This is a genomic window from Sphingomonas sp. UYEF23 (assembly GCF_040546165.1).
GTDB classification, from domain to species: Bacteria; Pseudomonadota; Alphaproteobacteria; order Sphingomonadales; family Sphingomonadaceae; genus Sphingomonas; species Sphingomonas glacialis.
In genome coordinates this window covers 14178-30428 of record NZ_JBEPNG010000012.1, presented here as the reverse complement: position 1 = coordinate 30428, position 16251 = coordinate 14178, and the positions used below count along the sequence as shown (strand labels likewise).

The window sequence follows — 16251 nt, the reverse complement described above, 5'->3', positions numbered from 1 at the left end:
ACGCCACCCAGCGCCAAACGGCAAAGGGCGCGGCGTCCGACCCGGACGCCGCGCCCTCCGCCCCCCAGTCTCAGAACTTCTGCGAGAAGCCGACCTTGGCGGTGAAGCCGAGCGGGTTCGCCGTGAACGGATCGTAATTCTGGTCGAGCCGCGCGAACGGCGGCGCCTTGTCGAAGATGTTGAGCGCCGACAGCGTCAGCGTCGACCCCGTCCCGCGCAGCGACAAGCGATAGGTCGCATCGAAGGTCGCAAACGGCTTGATATTCTTGCCGCCGGTGACCGAAGCCCCCGCGAGCGCCCCGGCATTGGGACCGAAGATCGCGGTCCCGCGCTGGTCGGTATAGCCGTCGATATAATTGTACTGGACGCGCAGGCTGTGCCCGCCGACCGCTCCCTGGACATAGGCCGTCCCCTTGATCTGCGGGATCGGATACGCGGTCGTCTGATAGTTGAGCAGGCCAACGCCATCGAAGGTCGGCTGGACGACGACGCCCTCGACCGTGATGTCCTTGGTCTTGTACTCGATCACATAGGTACCGCTGCCGCCGAACTCGAGATTGGCCGCACCGAGCCCGAAGCGATACGCCGCCTGCAGATCGAGCCCCGACGTCGTGACGTTGGCGCTGTTGATCGTCTGCGTGCGCAGCCGCTGGACGTTGCCGATGCCGCAGCCGGCCCCCGTGAAGGTGAAGCGTGCCTGCAACGCGGCAAAGGCCGCATTCCCGCAATTCGCGGTGCCGGTCGCACCGAACAGCGCATTGACCATGCCCTGGATCGGCTCGCCCTCGATCGGGCCCTTCAGCTTGTAGCGATAATAATCGAGGCTCGCGCTGAACCCGCCGCTGTGGAGCAGGATGCCTGCGCTGTAGGTCGTCGCCTTTTCGGGCGAGAGGTTGGGGTTGCCGTTGATGTCGACCGCACGGAACGACGTCCCGATGATCTGCAGCGCGGTCAGATTGCCCGACAACTGCTGCGCCGGAGGCCCGCGGAAGGTCGTGCCCGCGCCACCGCGCAGCGCGAGCCAGTCGGTCACTTGCAGCCGGATGCGGCCTTGCGGATTGAAGGTCGAGCCGACGCGCCCGCCATAATCCTCATACCGCGCCGAAAGCTGCAGGTTGAGCCGGTCGAGCAGCGGCACTTGCAACTCGCCGAACACCGCCTTGATGTCGTTGCTGGTCGAAAGATTGGCATTGGTGCCGAGGAAGCCGAGCGCGCCGGTCTGCTGCGTGCACGTCGCCGCCGGGTTGAGCGGCGAGCCCGGGCATGGATTGACCGCGATGTTGCTGTCGTTGTTGTACAGCACCGAATAGTCGTTGCGGCGATATTGCGCCCCGACCGCGAAGCTCAAATCGCCGCCGGGTAGCCGCAGCCCTGTCTTGCCGCTGAGCACGAGATCCCCGACGAGCAGCCGCGTGGTGTAGCGCGTGTTGGTCGTGCGGAAGAAATTGTCGAACGTCGGCAGATCGTTGATCAGGCCCGCGCCGGGGGTCAGGCTGAACCCGGTAGGATTGCGCGTTCCGGCATAATTGGGGTTCGCCGCATTGCTCACGCCGTTCGCAGCGACCGCGGTCGAGAACGGGTTGAAGAAGGTGCAGCCGTTGGTCCCGGCGAGTGCCGTGATCTGGGCCGTCGACAGGCCGGCGCGCGACTGCGGCGTGGCATAGGCGCAATTCGCCCCGCCAAAGCCCGCCAGTGCGTTCTGCAGCAAGTCGCCGAACGTGTCGGTGCCTTCGCTTTCGCGATAATATTCGGAATAAGTGAAGCCACCGGTCAGATTGAGATCGGGGGTGACATCATAGGATAGATCTGCGGTGAAGCGCATCTCTTCCGACACGCGCTTCGAGTATGCCGAGCCGCGGTCATCGCCATTCCGGCCGCGGAACAGCGGATTCCCGCCGAGCAAGGCCGGCCGGAACAGCACCGGGAAAGCGATCGCCGGGGCAAGCGGCACGCCGCCCGCGGTGACGCAGCCCGATGCCGCCCCATAGAGCGTGCAATAATCGCGCAGCGCCGGGGCATAGGTCGGGATGACGAACAGCCCTCCCCCGCCGCTCGCCGCGTTCACCGACGGCGGCAAGGTCGGCAGATAGGTCGGCGAGGTGGTGATCCGCGTCGAGCTGTAGCCGTACAGCGCGCTTGCCGAGAATTTGAGCGTGTCGGCCAGCTGGATCGACGTGTCGACATAGGCCTGGAGGCGATCCTCGGGCTCGACCAGATTGCCGAACTGGCCGTAATTGTTGAAGCAGCGATCGGTCGTCGATCCGGCCTGGCTGCGGAAGCCGCCAAGGCCCTCGCACCCGAGGTCGCGGACGAAATTGGCGGTCCCGCCGAACCCGAAATTGCCCGGATTGCCGCCGCCGGTATAGCCGCCTTGCGGATTGTTCGCATAGGGTTGGACCGTGAAATCGCGATCGGTCGTGCGCAATTCCGAGCGGTGCTGATAGCCGACCGAGGCGAGCACATGCAGCGGGCCACTATTGTGGCCGAAGCTCAGATTGGCGGTGTAGTCGCCCGACGATCCGCGGATGTAGCGATAATCGCCCGAGGCGAGGAAGCCCTTCTGGTCGGTGCGGGTGATGAAGTTGACGACGCCGGCGATGGCATCCGACCCATAGGTCGCCGCCGCGCCGTCCTTGAGCACTTCGACGCGGCCGATCGCACCCGACGGGATGAGGTTGACGTCGACGATCGGGATACCGCCGCCGACCGCGACGAGGCGCTTGCCGTTGAGCAGAACGAGTGTGCGCTGCGGGCCGAGGCCGCGCAGATTGACCGAGGCGACGCCTTCATTGCCCTGGCTGCGGCTGTCGAACTGGTTGGCATCGCCGATCACGCCGCTCGAGGTCGGCAGGTTCTTGAGCAAGTCGACCGCGCTCGGCGTGCCCTGGCGCGACAGTTCCTCACTTGAAATGACATCGACCGGAATGGCCGCGTCCTCGGGGGTGCCGCGGATCAGCGATCCGGTGACGACGATATCGGGGCCGGTCTGTTCGTCGGCGGGCGCACTCGGTCGCGGCGCCCCCTCCTGCGCCGCGACAGGCGAAGCAAGGCCGATCGACAAGGCAAAAAAGGCACACGACGTCAAATGCCGCGAACGAGGCATAGCATCTCTCCCCTAAAGGTCAGAGCACTGATCGGCTCCGTACCCGAAGCTCGAAGTGACTCCGAAACGGCCCTAATGTCAAGCCGGATATGCGCGCAAATCGCCGCATTAGCGCATAAGTACTAACCCCTAAGGGTCCCCGCTCGGGCCGCGACGGCCAGAACCGATTCTCGAAACACCCGCGTGGGAGACGATCCGAACCAGGGTCGCACCGCGCCGCATTGCAAAAGGGCGGCGCCGCTTCCACGTCAGGAAGCCGGCCACCGCCCTTTATCGTTGCAGGTCTGATGGATGCGGACGCGACGCGGCGCGCCCGCGTTGCGGCTCAGTAGCCGTTCAACCGCGCGAAACGCTCGCGGTGGAACGCCGCATTGCCCCACATCGCTTCGAGCACGCGCGCGCGCTTGATGTAGAAGCCGGCGTCGTAATCGTCGGTCATACCGATCCCGCCGTGGAGCTGGATCATCTCGCGGCTGACGAGATGGAGCGTGTCGCTCGCCACCGCCTTGGCGAGGCTGACCGCCTGGTCGATGTCGGATCGCCCGGCATCGATCGCCTCGAGCGCACCTTCGACTGCCGAGCGCATCAGCTCGAGCTCGGTGAACATCTTCGCCATGCGGTGCTGGAGCGCCTGGAAGGTCGAGAGCTGCTGCCCGAACTGGACGCGCGTCTTGAGATAATCGTTGGTGGTGTTGAACGCCTGTTCGGCCATGCCGAGCATCTCGGCGCACACCGCCGCGGTCGCGCGATCGATGACCTGCGCGGTCAGCGAGGCGTCGCCCAGTTTCTCGGCGGGCGCGGCGTCGAACGTCACCTGCGCGTGGCTGCGCGAATCGGCCATATGGCGCGGCGAGCGCGTCACGCCAGCGTCACCCGCGACGAGATACAGGCCATCGACCGCCGCGACGACGAACACGCCCGCACTGTCACCCTCGGCGACGAACGCCTTGGTGCCGCTGAGCTTGCCGTCAACGACGCTGGTCGCGATCTTCGCTGGATCGTGGACGGGCCCCTCGTCGATCGCGAGCGTCGCGACGACCGCGCCGCTGGCGATTTGCGGCAGCCACTGCGCCTTCAGCGCATCCGACCCGCCCATCAGGATCGCGGTCGCCGCCGCCGAGGTCGACGCCAGAGGCGACGCCGCGAGGTTGCGACCGAGCTGTTCGAGCACCAGCCCGAGCGAGAGATAGCCGAATGCCGTGCCGCCATGCGCTTCGGGGATGACGATGCCCGGCAGGCCCATCTCGCCAAGCGTCGCCCAGGCCGCGGGATCATACCCCTCGGCCGGCGCCGCCGCGCGCATCTTGCGGAACGCGCTGACGGGCGATTGCTCGTCGGACCATTCGCGCACCATGTCGCGGAGCATCGTCTGTTCGTCGTTGAGTACGGCCATCGCGCTATCCCCTCGTCTGAATGGAAAACGGGGGAGGATGGCTTCAGCCATCCTTCACCCCGCCCCTCTCCGGCCCGCCGCGCGTCACACGCGGCAGCCTATCCTTGCATTACTGGTGGTCGAGCATCCCGAGGATGCGCTTCGAAATCACGTTGTTCTGGATCTCGGTCGATCCGCCGTAGATCGACACGGCCTTGCCCCACAGCCAGGTGCGCGTCTGCGTCAGCTCGTCCTCGCTGAAGCCCTCGCCTTCCCAGCCGAGCCCGGCCATCCCCATGATCTCGATCGACAGTTCGGCGCGATCCTGCGTGATGCGCGCACCGACGTTCTTCATGATCGAGGTGGCGGCCGACGGACCCTGGTTCGATTTCGCCTCGAGCGCGGCACGGCGCAGCGTCAGCGCGAAGGCGCGGCTGTCCATCTCGTGCCGCACGATCCGCATCCGCAAATCGCTGTCGGGAACGCGGCCCTTATCATCCTCGCCGCGATATTCCTTGGCGAGCTTCCCCATCGGCTTGCCCGCGAACAGCCGCGATGCGCTGCCGCCGCCCGACAGGCTGCTGCGCTCGTGCTGGAGCAAGCGCGTGCCGCTTTCCCAGCCCTGCCCCTCGCGTCCGACAAGGTTTTCCTTGGGCACCTTCACGTTGGTGAAGAAGGTCTCGCAGAACGGCGACTGGCCCGAGATCATCGCGATCGGCCGGACTTCGACGCCGGGCGCAGTCATGTCGAGCAGCAGGAAGCTAATGCCGCCATGCTTCTGGCTCTTGTCGGTGCGGACGAGCGCGAAGCATTTGTCGGCCCATTGTCCTCCGCTCGTCCAGGTCTTCTGGCCGTTGACGATATAATGGTCGCCGGCATCCTCGGCGAAGGTCTGGACGTTGGCGAGGTCGGAGCCGGCATTGGGCTCGCTATAACCCTGGCACCAGCGCACCAGCCCCTTGGCGATCGCGGGGATATGCTCCTGCTTCTGCGCCTCGTTGCCATATTCGAGCAGCGTCGGCCCGAACATCATCACGCCCATCCCGCCGATCGGGTTCCACGCGCCAGCGCGCGCCATTTCCTCGTTGAGGACACGGATCTGCGCCTTGTCGAGCCCGCCGCCGCCATACGCCTTGGGCCAGCTCGGCACGCCCCAGCCCTTCTCGCCCATCGCCGCCTGCCATGCGGCCTGGTCGGGCGAAAGATCGGTCGGGCCTTCGAGCACCGACAGGCTGATGTCGTGACCCTTCAGAGATGCCGGGAAATTGGCGGCGAGCCATTCGCGCACCTCGGCGCGGAACGCGTCGAGCGGGGCTACTGGAGCGTCGAGTTCGGGCGCGGTTGCCATGAAAGCTATCCTTTCAGAAAGAATCTGAAGATCGGGTATGGCGGCGCGATACGACAGAATGAAGCCGATGGGAAGAGCGATTGATGCGATCGGCATGCGCATATCCTCTCCCGCAAGCGGGAGAGGCAACGGAGACTTGGGTCGCGCTCCTTCAGCGTGGCCCTAGTCGCAGTCGATGCGGGTCCTTCTTTTTCGCCCCCGGAAGCACGCAGGCAGAAGAAGACCCTCACCCAACCCTTTCCCGCAAGCGGGAGAGGGCTAAAGCGACGACGACCGACGCGAGAAGCGGTGTTTACCCTGCTCCAAATCGCGGTAAGCTCTCTCCAGAGGGGGCTTGTCCGATGCCGTTCGCCAACCGCGCCGTGCCGATCGTGCTCGCGGCCGTGCTGATCGCCACGATCGGCTTCGGCATCGTGCTCCCAGTGCTACCGGCGCTGATCACCCGGCTCGGCCATGTCGGAATCGACGATGCCACCCGCATCGCCGGCTATATGCTCGTCGCCTTCGCGCTCGCGCAGTTCGTCGCGGGGCCGGTGCTCGGCAATTTGAGCGACCGGTTCGGCCGCCGCCCGGTGCTGATCGCCTCGATGCTCGCCTTCGGTGCCGACTACGCGCTGATGGCGCTCGCCCCGACGCTCGCCTGGCTGTTCCTCGGCCGTGCGATCGCGGGGGTGGCGGGCGCGGTCTATGGCCCGGCGTCGTCGGTGATCGCCGACGTCACCCCGCCCGAAAAGCGCAGCGCGGCGTTCGGCTATGTCAGTGCGGCGTTCGGCATCGGCTTCGTGATCGGCCCCGCGCTCGGCGGGCTGATCGCCGGGCTCGGGCCGCGCGCACCGTTCATCGCCGCCGCGATGCTCGCCTTCGCCAACGCCGCGGCAATGGCGTTTGCGATGCCCGAGTCGCTCGCGCGCGAGCATCGCCGCCCGTTCCGCTGGCGCGACGCGCATATCGTCGGCGCGTTCAAACCCCTGTTCGAGACTCGCAGCGCGATCCCGCTGCTGATCGTCTGCGTCCTGTGGCAACTCGCGCACATGGTCTATCCCGCGACCTGGGCGTTCTGGGCGACGATTCGCTTCGCCTGGAGCCCCACCGCGATCGGGCTGAGCCTTGCCTATGTCGGGCTGGTGATGGCGCTGGTCCAGGGCCTGCTCGTCGCACCGGTGATCGGGCGGATCGGCGACCGGCGCGCGCTCGTGATCGGGCTTGCGACGGGGGCGAGCGGCTTTCTCGCCTTCGCCTTCATCACAGCGGGATGGCAGGCCTATGCGATCATGCTGCTCGCCGCGCTGTCGGGCTTTATCGGGCCGGCGATCAACGGTCTGCTGTCGCGGATGGCGGGGCCCGATCGGCAGGGCCCGTTGCAGGGCGGGCTCGCGAGTCTGGGCAGCGTCGCCGCGATCGTCAGTCCGCTGCTGATGACGCAGACGCTCGCCGCCGGGGTCGAGCACGGCTTTCCCGGCGCCGCCTTCCTGCTTGCCGCAGCGCTTGCGGCAAGCGCGCTCGGCGTCGTCGCTTGGAAAGTGTCGAACCGTGCGCCGGCTGCGACCGCGGCAGTTGCGGACGCGTAACGGCTCTCCCATCTGAGGCGCGACACCATAGGAGCAAGCGCATGATCGACCTGCATTATTGGCCCACCCCGAACGGCCACAAGATCACGCTGTTCCTCGAGGAAGCCGGGGTCGAATATCGCATCGTGCCGGTCAACATCGGCGCGGGCGCGCAGTTCCAGCCCGATTTCCTCAAGATCGCCCCCAACAACCGCATGCCCGCGATCGTCGATCATGATCCCGCCGGTGGCGGCGCGCCGATCGCGATCTTCGAATCGGGCGCGATCCTGCTCTACCTCGCCGACAAATACGCAAAGTTCATCGGCACCGACCTGCGCAGCCGCACCGAGACGGTGCAATGGCTGATGTGGCAGATGGGCGGCCTCGGACCCATGCTCGGCCAGAACCACCATTTCAGTGGCTATGCGCCCGAGAAGATCTCCTACGCGATCGACCGCTACGTCAACGAGACCAACCGGCTGTACGGTGTGCTCGACCGGCGGCTCGCGGGCCGCGACTTCATCACAGGTGAATATTCGATCGCCGACATGGCCTGCTACCCGTGGATCGTGCCGTACGAGCGCCAGGGCCAGACGCTCGAGGACACGCCCAATCTCAAGCGCTGGTTCGACGCGATCGCCGCGCGGCCCGCGACCGTCGCCGCTTATGCCAAGGGCGCGGCGATCAGCGAGAACAAGCCGATGACCGAGGAAGCGAAGAAAGTGCTGTTCGGGCAGACCGCGAAGGTGCTCGGGTAAGACGCCCCCCCGCGGCCTCAAGCCGGGGGGACCGGAAGCGTTACGCGCTGGCGCTCGGGCGGGCACTCGCCCGGGCATGCCAGTCGCGCAACGCGCCCAGTTCCTCGGGCACCGCGATCCCCACGAACCCCGCGAAATCGATCGTCGTCAGCAGCACGATATCCGCGATCGAATAGTCCGCTCCGTCGAGCCATTCGCGTCCGGTCAGCACTGTATCGAACTCGCGCATCGCCTCGAGCACGCGCGGCCGTTGCGTCTTGCCATAATCGGGGAATTGCGGCTTTACGACGCGCGCGGTGAAGGGGTGGGTGTGCAGCCACACCTGCGTCAACGGCGACCCCATCCGCAATTCGACGCGCCGCAGCGCTTGCTCGACCGCAGCCACGCCGCGCGCGCCTTGGCCGAACATGGCGGGCTTGGGATGAAGACATTCGAAGTAGCGACAGATCGCGATGCTCTCGGTGATCACGCTGCCGTCGTCGAGATCCAGCGCAGGGATCTGCCCGAGCGGATTGACCTTGAGGAACGCCGCGCCCTTATGCTCCATGTCGCGGATCGACAGCGTCGTGCTCGGCACGCTCAAGCCCTTTTCGGCAAGATAGATCCGCACGCGCCGCGGATTGGGCGCCGGGTTGGCGGCGTCGTAGAACAGCATGATGGCATCCCCCCAAATCTCTTTTCGAAGATCGCGTATGGCGTTTTTCCGTCAGCTAGACTAGCGAATCGAAGCCATGGACTTGCAAAAAGAGACACGATGACCGCTGCCGAGATGCTTGCCGGCGACTTCGCCGCGCTGCCCGACCTGATCCGCGCGCACGCCGCCGAGCAAGGCGACAAGGTCGCACTCGCCGAGGCCGACGGCGAGCTCGATTATGTCAGCCTCGACGCGCTGATCGACCGCATCGCCGCGGCGCTCCAGCGTGACGGCGTGGCACAGGGTCAGGCGGTCGCGATCGTCGCCTCGGCGAGCATCGATTATGCCGCGGTGTTTCTCGGTGCGCTCCGCGCCGGTTGCCTCGCGACGCCGCTCGCGCCATCGGGCACGCCCGAGAGCATCGTCGCGATGATCGCCGATTGCGCCGCGCCGATCACCTTCGTCGATGCCGACGCCGCGACCGCGCTCGCCGGACAGCACATCCCCGGCAAGCTCGTCCGCCTCAAATCGCTCGGCAGCTGGCTCGCGCCCGAGGGCGCGCACCACGCGCCCGTGACGATCCGGCCCGAAGACGGCTTCAACATCATCTATTCGTCGGGCACCACCGGCACGCCGAAGGGCATCGTCCAGAGCCACGCGATGCGCTGGGCGCATATCAGCCGCAACGAAGCCGCGGGCTTTGCGAGAGCGGTGACGATGATCGCAACGCCGCTTTACTCGAATACCACGCTCGTCAGCTTCCTGCCGACGCTCGGCTGGGGCGGCACCGTCGTGTTGATGAAGAAGTTCGACGCACGCGGCTATCTCACGCTCGCCGAGCGTCACCGCGCGACGCACACCATGCTCGTGCCGGTGCAGTATCAGCGGCTGATGGCGCTCCCCGATTTCGACAGCTTCGACCTCGCGAGCTTTCGCTTCAAGACCTGCACCTCGGCGCCCTTCTCCGCCGCGCTGAAGGCTGACATCCTCGCACGCTGGCCCGGGCTGCTCGTCGAATATTACGGGATGACCGAAGGCGGCGGCACCTGCCTGCTCGTCGCGAACGGCTTTCCCGACAAGCTCCATACCGTCGGTCGCCCGATCGAGGGCCATGACATCCGCCTGATCGACGACGACGGCAACGAAGTTCCGCAAGGCGAGATGGGCGAAGTCGTCGGCCGCTCGCCGGCGATGATGACGGGCTATCACGGCCGCAGCGATGCCACCGCCGCCGCCGAATGGTACGACGCCGAGGGCAACCGCTACATCCGCCACGGCGATGTCGGGCGCTTCGACGCCGACGGCTTCCTCACCTTGCTCGACCGCAAGAAGGACCTGATCATCTCGGGCGGCTTCAACATCTATCCGACCGATCTCGAGGCGGTGCTGCGCACCCATCCCGCGGTCGCCGATTGCAGCGTGATCGGCGTTCCGTCCGAGGCGTGGGGCGAAACGCCGGTCGGCTTCTACGTGCCGCACACCGGGGTCGATGCGAGCATCGCCGAGATCCTCGACTGGACCAACGGCCAGCTCGGCAAGACGCAGCGGCTGTCGGCGCTCCACGCGATCGACGAATTGCCGCGCAGCGCGATCGGCAAGGTGCTCAAGCGCGACTTGCGCGATCGTCTGGCGGAGACCGCAGCATGACCCCGATCCGCGAGATCCTCGCTGCTGCCACGCCGATCGAGGGCGGCTTCCGCGCGCAGATCCCGAGCGACTGGCTGCAGGGGCGCACCGCTTATGGCGGCCTGTCGAGCGCACTCGCGCTCCACGCCGCGCAGGGGATCGAGCCCGATCTGCCACCGCTGCGCTCGGCGCAAGTGTCGTTCATCGGCCCGCTGTCGGGCGACGTGCGCGTCACCGCGACCAAGCTGCGCCGCGGCCGCACCGCCGCCTTCATCCAGGCCGATATCGTCTCCGACGCCGGGCTCGGCTATCGCGCGGTGTTCGTGTTCATGGCCGAGCAGCCATCGCGCGTCGCGCTCAGTGGCGGGCTCGCCGCCACGCTGCCGCCGCCTGCCGCAGATGCGAAACTCTATACCGGCCCCGACGAATTCTTCACCGGCAACTTCAACTTCCTCGATCTCAAGGCCGAAGCGCCGGGCGAGGCCGAATGGCTGCGCTGGGCGCGGCTGCGCGATTATGCGGGGATCGACCCGATGGTCGAAGTGCTCGCGCTCGCCGACGCGCTCCCGCCCGCGGCGTTCAAGCTGTTCGGCAAGGAGTTCGTACCGCTGAGTTCGGTGACGTGGATCGTCAATCTGCTCACGCCGACGCCCGCGACGACCGACGGCTGGTGGCTGCTCTCGGCAGAGTCGCAGCATGCGGTCAACGGCGGATCGAGCCAGACGATGATGCTGTGGAACGCCGACGGCGTGCCGATCGCGCAAGGCATGCAGAGCGTCGCGATCTTCGGATAGGGCGCGCCGCACCGCCTTCTCCTCCCCTCCCTGGAAAGGAGGGGTTGGGGGTGGGTCGGCCTAATGCTGGCGTCGACCTCTCCACGGGCCGACCCACCCCCGGCCCAGCGTTGGGTCGGTCGTGCCCCCGGCACGACCTGAACAGTGCGGGGCACTGTTCACCCAACGCTCTTCCAGGGAGGGGAGAAGCGTTGCGACAAATTGCGACACTTTGCCGCATCTTCCGGCACAGCGACGCGACAGATCCCCGCGCATAACCGGCGTCAAGGAACGGCGCCCCGCCCAGCCAGCACAGGAGTTTACCGCCATGTCCCTCACGCGCTTCTTCGTCGCGACGACGGTCGCCGCGCTCGCCACCGCCGCTGCGGTGGCACAAGGCGGCGGCGGCATGTTCCGCACCGCCGACAGCAATGGCGACGGGCTGATCTCGCGCGCCGAGGCCACCGCCGAGGCGACCACGCGCTTCACCGCGATGGATGCCAACAAGGACGGCTTCCTCACCGCCGACGAAATGCAGGGCCCGGGCGCCCGCATGATGACGCGCGGCGACACCGACGGCGACGGCAAGATCTCGCGCGCCGAATTCCTCGCGCAGGCCGATACGCGCTTCAACCGGATCGATGCCAACAAGGACGGCCAGATCTCGCGCGAGGAGCTCACCGCCTGGATGGACCGCGCGCGCGCGATGCGCCCCGGCGGTCCCGGCGGCCGCGCCGATCCCGCCGACGCGATCGCGCCGCCACCGGCGCCCCCTTCCCCCGCGCCAGCCGCGCCGGGCAACTGATCCGGGCCTTTTCCCCTTGGCCCGGACGCCGGGCGAGCCTCCCCCCTGCTCGCCCGGCATCCCCTTTCAAGAGCGCCACACCATGCTAAGCAGCGAACCGATGGGAGACACGCCGCATCTGTTGCTCGTCGACGACGAACGCTCGATCCGTGAACCGCTCGCGCAATATCTGACGCGGCAGGGTTTCCGCGTGACTCAAGCCGGCGACGCCGAGGGCGCGCGCGCACGGATGACGGCCTATGCGATCGACCTCGTCATCCTGGACATCATGATGCCCGGCGAAGACGGCCTGTCGCTCACGCGCCACATCCGCGAGAGCGGCGAAGTGCCCGTGATCCTGCTCACCGCGCGGACCGAAGAGACCGACCGTATCGTCGGGCTCGAAATGGGCGCCGACGATTATGTCGTGAAGCCGTTCTCGCCGCGCGAGCTGGCGGCGCGCGTCAAGGTGATCCTGCGGCGGGCGGCGGCGGGCGGAACGCGCCAGCATGCGCCCGAAAGCGGATCGTTCGCCTTTGCCGGCTGGGTGCTCAAATCGGGCGAGCGCACCTTGGTCGACCGCGAGGGCGTGTCGGTGCCGCTCTCGACCGGCGAGTACAACCTCCTCCACGCGCTCGTCACGCGCCCGCGCCAGGTGCTGACGCGCGACCAGTTGCTTGATTTGACGCAAGGCCGCGAGGCCGCCGCGTTCGACCGTGCGATCGACAACCAGATCAGCCGGTTGCGCCGCAAGATCGAGGCCGACGCCAAGGCGCCCGAGCTGATCAAGACGGTGTGGGGTGGCGGCTACACGCTCGCCGCCGAAGTGACGCGCCTTTGAGGATCACGCGCCTGCGGGCGATCCCGCGCAGCCTGTCGGGGCAGATGGCGCTGCTCATCGCGATCGCACTGTTCGTCGCGCAGGCGATCAACTTCACGCTCGCGCTGCAGGACCGTCGCCGCGCGCGGCTCGACCAGGCGACCGGGCCCGTAGTGACGCGGATCATCGATGCCGACGAGCGGATCGCCGCGGGGCGCCGCGTCGGCGGCGGTTCGGGTTGGAGCCGGATCCATCTCGCGCCGCGCTCGCCGATCCAGCCTGGCGGCGAGCATGTCGCCGAAGTCGAAACCGCGCTTCGCGCCGCGCTTGCCGAGGCCGGGGTCAAGGCGTCGCGCATCCAGACGCAAGTCCTGCCGATCCAGCGCAACGATCCGCGGCTGCGCTATGTCAGCGCACAGCGCGTCGAGCGTCTGCTGCGCGGCGGCGCCGAGCTGCAAGTCGCGGTCGAGCGCCCGGGCGGACAGTGGTTCGTGCTCAACCTGCCGTGGACGCGCGACGATTCGGATATCTTCTGGCGGTTGATGGCGCAGACCGCGATCCTCTACATCGTCGTGCTGGTGCCGTTGCTGTGGGCCGGGCGGCGGATCTCGCGGCCGTTGCGCGGGCTTGCCGAGGCAGCGCGCAGCTTCCAGCCGGGTGCTACGGCCGATCCCGTCCCCGCCGCCGGGCCGCAGGACGTGCGCGACGTGATCGCGGCGTTCAACGCGCTGCGCTTGCGCGTCACCGCGATGCTCGACGAGAAGGACCGGATGCTCGGCGCGATCGGGCATGATCTGCGCACGCCGCTCGCCTCGCTGCGCGTCCGCGTCGAATCGGTCGATGACGATGCCGATCGCGCCAGAATGGCCGAGACGATCGCCGAGATGAACCGCATGCTCGACGACATTCTGTCGCTCGCGCGGCTCGGCCGCCCGAGCGAGCCGCCGACAGAAGTCGATCTCGCGGCTTTGGTCGATGCCGTCGTCGAGGATTTCCGCGAGATCGGCCACGAGGTCGTGTTCGAGGAAAGCGAGCGCATCCGCATGCGGCTGCGCCCCGGCCTGATGCGCCGCGCGCTGCGCAACCTGATCGAGAATGCGCTGAAATATGCCGGCGCGGTCGAAGTCAGCGTCACCGCGAGCGCGCAGTCGGTCGCGATCCTGGTGTGCGACCGTGGCCCCGGCATTCCCGCCGACCGCCTCGGCGACGTGTTCGAGGCGTTCACGCGGCTCGAGACGTCGCGCAACAAGGCGACCGGGGGCATCGGCCTGGGTCTCGCGCTCGCCCGGACGATCGTGCGCGATGCCGGCGGCGACATCACGCTCGCCAATCGCGACGGCGGCGGGCTGGTCGCCCGGATCACGCTCGCGCGGTGATCAGCGGCGTACGCCGCCTTGCGCGGGCCAGCCGAGACGGGCACGGTTGATCCAACCAGCCCGCGCCTGACCTTCGCCGCGCCGCCCATCCGGTGCCGCGACGCGCCAGGCGACAGGGTGTCAGGGTGTCAGGGTGTCAGGGTGTGGAGCGTGTGTGCGATGTGGCTGTTCGACCGGTTCGCGAAAAATCTCGTCAAGCGCGGCGAACTGACGATCATCGATGCCGATGGCACGCGTTATCACTACGGCACGCCCGATCCCGCGTTCCGCCCCGTCACGCTGCGCTTCGCCGACAAGAACGTCGCGACCTATATCGCGCGCCATCCGCGGCTCGGCGCGGCGCTCGCCTGGATGGACGGGCGGCTGCTCGTCGATAACGACGACATCGCCGGGATGATCGACCTGATCCGCGGCAACGGCCGCTGGGAAGACGGCCGTAGCACGATCGGCACCAAGAACCCGGTCAAGCTCGCCTGGGCGGCAAGCACCGCGCGACTGCGCCAGCTCAACCGCATCGGCAAATCGAAGGAGAACGTCGCGCACCATTACGATATCGGCGACCGGCTCTACGATCTCTTCCTCGACGCCGACCGGCAATATAGCTGCGCGTATTTCACCGACGAGGACAATACGCTCGAGCAAGCGCAGCTCGACAAGAAGGCGCATATCGCCGCCAAGCTGCAGCTACGGCCGGGCCAGCGCGTGCTCGATATCGGCTGCGGTTGGGGCGGGATGGCGCTGTATCTCAACCGCGTCGCCGACGTCGACGTGCTCGGCATCACGCTGTCCGAAGAACAGCTCAAGACCGCCCGCCGCCGCGCCGAGGAAGCCGGCGTCGCCGATCGGGTGAAGTTCGAGCTGATCGACTATCGCGAGTTGACGGGCCGCTTCGACCGGATCGTCTCGGTCGGGATGTTCGAGCATGTCGGCGTGCCCAATTATCGCACCTTCTTCCACAAATGCCGCGCGCTGCTCGAGGAGGACGGCGTGATGCTGCTCCATACGATCGGGCGGATGGGCGGCCCGGGCCAGACCGATCCGTTCACCGCGAAATATATCTTCCCCGGCGGCTACAATCCGGCGCTGTCGCAAATCGTCGGCGCGAGCGAATCGGTCCGGCTGATCGCGGCCGATGTCGAGACGCTGCGCGTCCATTATGCGCTGACGATCCGCCACTGGTATGATCGCGCCGTCGCCAACCGCGACAAGATCGAGGCGATGTTCGATGCGCGCTTCTACCGAATGTGGGTGTTCTACCTCGCCGGCGCGATGGCGGCGTTCAAGCATGGCGTCATGTGCAACTATCAGGTGCAACTGATCCGCGACCGCCGCGCGCTGCCGCTGACGCGGGGGTATATGGCGGAGGCTGAGGCAGGGTTGCAGGCGGGTGAGGTGAAGGCCCCGGAGCCAGTTTTGCGCTGATCGGGAGACCACACGCCCCCTCCGCCGTCACCCCGGGCTTGTCCCGGGGTCCACCGGGATGCACCCATGGCCCCGGCATTTCACGCCCCATGGTGGACCCCGGGACAAGCCCGGGGTGACGGGTATGGACTGCGCGAAAGGCTCGCGTCCGCCGACTAAGCGACGCCAGTCACCGCGACAGCAACCACCTCGATCGCCTCGTCCTTCCCCGCAAAATCGACTCGCTCGCCGACCTCCGCGCCGATCAGCGCACGCGCGAGCGGGGCCTGATACCCGATCTTGCCCGCCGCCGGATCGGCTTCGTCGCCGCCGACGATCTCGACGCTGCGCTCGACGCCGTTGAGGCGATACGTCACGCGGCTGCCGATCCCGACTTCACCCTCGGCCGCGGATGCGACGACCTCGGCGGTCGTCTGGCGCGTGTGCCAATAGCGCAGCTCGCGCAGCACCGCATCGCGGTCCTCTCCCGACGCCGCCGCCACCGCCGCCTCGAGCTCGACGACTTTCGCCCCGATCAGCGCCAACCCGCGCGGCGTCACCAGGTTCGGGCCCGGCGCGATCGGCCGTTCGAACTTGGGTTCCAGATGTTCTTCGTCGCTCTCGCGGCGGAAGGCGACGCTCATTCAGGCTCTCCACAGGCTTTGTTGCACAACGTCTTGGCGGACACTTGGGTGCAACGCAACAATCT

13 protein-coding genes are annotated in these 16251 nt (G+C 67.3%); 8 read left to right on the top strand and 5 right to left on the bottom strand.

The window, feature by feature from the left end:
- Positions 1–70: 70 nt before the first annotated feature.
- From ABIB28_RS17065 to ABIB28_RS17055, 3 genes are all read right to left on the bottom strand, one after another.
- Positions 71–3103 (bottom strand): TonB-dependent receptor plug domain-containing protein, encoded by a 3033-nt coding sequence (locus ABIB28_RS17065; RefSeq protein WP_354289262.1) that lies wholly within the window; start codon positions 3101–3103, stop codon positions 71–73.
- Between the two features lie 325 nt (positions 3104–3428).
- Positions 3429–4496 (bottom strand): acyl-CoA dehydrogenase family protein, encoded by a 1068-nt coding sequence (locus ABIB28_RS17060; protein ID WP_354289261.1) that lies wholly within the window; start codon positions 4494–4496, stop codon positions 3429–3431.
- 109 nt (positions 4497–4605) lie between these two features.
- Positions 4606–5823, bottom strand: a complete 1218-nt coding sequence (locus ABIB28_RS17055; protein WP_354289260.1) for an acyl-CoA dehydrogenase family protein — start codon at positions 5821–5823, stop codon at positions 4606–4608.
- A gap of 341 nt (positions 5824–6164) precedes the next feature.
- Here ABIB28_RS17055 and ABIB28_RS17050 point away from each other — a divergent pair, with 341 nt between their 5' ends.
- Together ABIB28_RS17050 and ABIB28_RS17045 are read left to right on the top strand one after the other, a co-directional pair.
- Complete coding sequence (locus ABIB28_RS17050; protein ID WP_354289259.1) at positions 6165–7391, top strand: MFS transporter; 1227 nt, start codon at positions 6165–6167, stop codon at positions 7389–7391.
- Between the two features lie 41 nt (positions 7392–7432).
- The gene (locus ABIB28_RS17045; RefSeq protein WP_354289258.1) at positions 7433–8128 is read left to right on the top strand and encodes a glutathione binding-like protein; all 696 of its coding nucleotides are present in this window, start codon (positions 7433–7435) and stop codon (positions 8126–8128) included.
- 40 nt (positions 8129–8168) lie between these two features.
- Here the strand turns inward: ABIB28_RS17045 and ABIB28_RS17040 are convergent, their stop codons facing one another.
- A complete protein-coding gene (locus ABIB28_RS17040) occupies positions 8169–8783 on the bottom strand; it encodes a glutathione S-transferase family protein (RefSeq protein WP_354289256.1) in 615 nt (204 codons plus the stop codon).
- A gap of 99 nt (positions 8784–8882) precedes the next feature.
- On the opposite strand from ABIB28_RS17040, the gene ABIB28_RS17035 reads away from it, so the two are divergent.
- The 6 genes from ABIB28_RS17035 to ABIB28_RS17010 all read left to right on the top strand — a co-directional run bounded on the left by ABIB28_RS17035 (position 8883) and on the right by ABIB28_RS17010 (position 15563).
- On the top strand, positions 8883–10409 hold the full coding sequence (locus ABIB28_RS17035; RefSeq protein WP_354289255.1) for a class I adenylate-forming enzyme family protein: 1527 nt from the start codon (positions 8883–8885) through the stop codon (positions 10407–10409).
- Positions 10406–11182 (top strand): thioesterase family protein, encoded by a 777-nt coding sequence (locus ABIB28_RS17030; protein ID WP_133186973.1) that lies wholly within the window; start codon positions 10406–10408, stop codon positions 11180–11182. Before ABIB28_RS17035 ends, ABIB28_RS17030 begins: the two co-directional genes overlap by 4 nt.
- A 307-nt stretch (positions 11183–11489) precedes the next feature.
- On the top strand, positions 11490–11966 hold the full coding sequence (locus ABIB28_RS17025; RefSeq protein WP_354289254.1) for an EF-hand domain-containing protein: 477 nt from the start codon (positions 11490–11492) through the stop codon (positions 11964–11966).
- A gap of 100 nt (positions 11967–12066) precedes the next feature.
- Positions 12067–12786 carry a response regulator gene (locus ABIB28_RS17020; protein ID WP_133186967.1) on the top strand — a complete coding sequence of 240 codons (720 nt, stop codon included), beginning with the start codon at positions 12067–12069 and terminating at the stop codon, positions 12784–12786.
- Between the two features lie 44 nt (positions 12787–12830).
- Positions 12831–14141 carry a sensor histidine kinase gene (locus ABIB28_RS17015; protein ID WP_206365680.1) on the top strand — a complete coding sequence of 437 codons (1311 nt, stop codon included), beginning with the start codon at positions 12831–12833 and terminating at the stop codon, positions 14139–14141.
- Positions 14142–14300: 159 nt separating this feature from the next.
- Positions 14301–15563, top strand: coding sequence for a class I SAM-dependent methyltransferase (locus ABIB28_RS17010; protein ID WP_354289297.1), 1263 nt, complete (start codon positions 14301–14303; stop codon positions 15561–15563).
- Between the two features lie 155 nt (positions 15564–15718).
- Here the strand turns inward: ABIB28_RS17010 and ABIB28_RS17005 are convergent, their stop codons facing one another.
- Positions 15719–16186, bottom strand: a complete 468-nt coding sequence (locus ABIB28_RS17005) for a GreA/GreB family elongation factor (RefSeq protein ID WP_354289253.1) — start codon at positions 16184–16186, stop codon at positions 15719–15721.
- Positions 16187–16251 lie beyond the last annotated feature (65 nt).

Excerpts from the sequence above, each read along its gene's own strand:
- ABIB28_RS17045 (WP_354289258.1), top strand. The coding sequence starts at position 7,433 with ATGATCGACCTGCATTATTGGCCCACCCCGAACGGCCACAAGATCACG.
- ABIB28_RS17020 (WP_133186967.1), top strand. The coding sequence starts at position 12,067 with ATGGGAGACACGCCGCATCTGTTGCTCGTCGACGACGAACGCTCGATC.
- ABIB28_RS17050 (WP_354289259.1), top strand. The coding sequence starts at position 6,165 with ATGCCGTTCGCCAACCGCGCCGTGCCGATCGTGCTCGCGGCCGTGCTG.
- ABIB28_RS17055 (WP_354289260.1), bottom strand. The coding sequence starts at position 5,823 with ATGGCAACCGCGCCCGAACTCGACGCTCCAGTAGCCCCGCTCGACGCG.
- ABIB28_RS17065 (WP_354289262.1), bottom strand. The coding sequence starts at position 3,103 with ATGCCTCGTTCGCGGCATTTGACGTCGTGTGCCTTTTTTGCCTTGTCG.
- ABIB28_RS17035 (WP_354289255.1), top strand. The coding sequence starts at position 8,883 with ATGACCGCTGCCGAGATGCTTGCCGGCGACTTCGCCGCGCTGCCCGAC.
- ABIB28_RS17025 (WP_354289254.1), top strand. The coding sequence starts at position 11,490 with ATGTCCCTCACGCGCTTCTTCGTCGCGACGACGGTCGCCGCGCTCGCC.
- ABIB28_RS17005 (WP_354289253.1), bottom strand. The coding sequence starts at position 16,186 with ATGAGCGTCGCCTTCCGCCGCGAGAGCGACGAAGAACATCTGGAACCC.
- ABIB28_RS17010 (WP_354289297.1), top strand. The coding sequence starts at position 14,301 with ATGTGGCTGTTCGACCGGTTCGCGAAAAATCTCGTCAAGCGCGGCGAA.
- ABIB28_RS17030 (WP_133186973.1), top strand. The coding sequence starts at position 10,406 with ATGACCCCGATCCGCGAGATCCTCGCTGCTGCCACGCCGATCGAGGGC.
- ABIB28_RS17015 (WP_206365680.1), top strand. The coding sequence starts at position 12,831 with ATGGCGCTGCTCATCGCGATCGCACTGTTCGTCGCGCAGGCGATCAAC.
- ABIB28_RS17060 (WP_354289261.1), bottom strand. The coding sequence starts at position 4,496 with ATGGCCGTACTCAACGACGAACAGACGATGCTCCGCGACATGGTGCGC.
- ABIB28_RS17040 (WP_354289256.1), bottom strand. The coding sequence starts at position 8,783 with ATGCTGTTCTACGACGCCGCCAACCCGGCGCCCAATCCGCGGCGCGTG.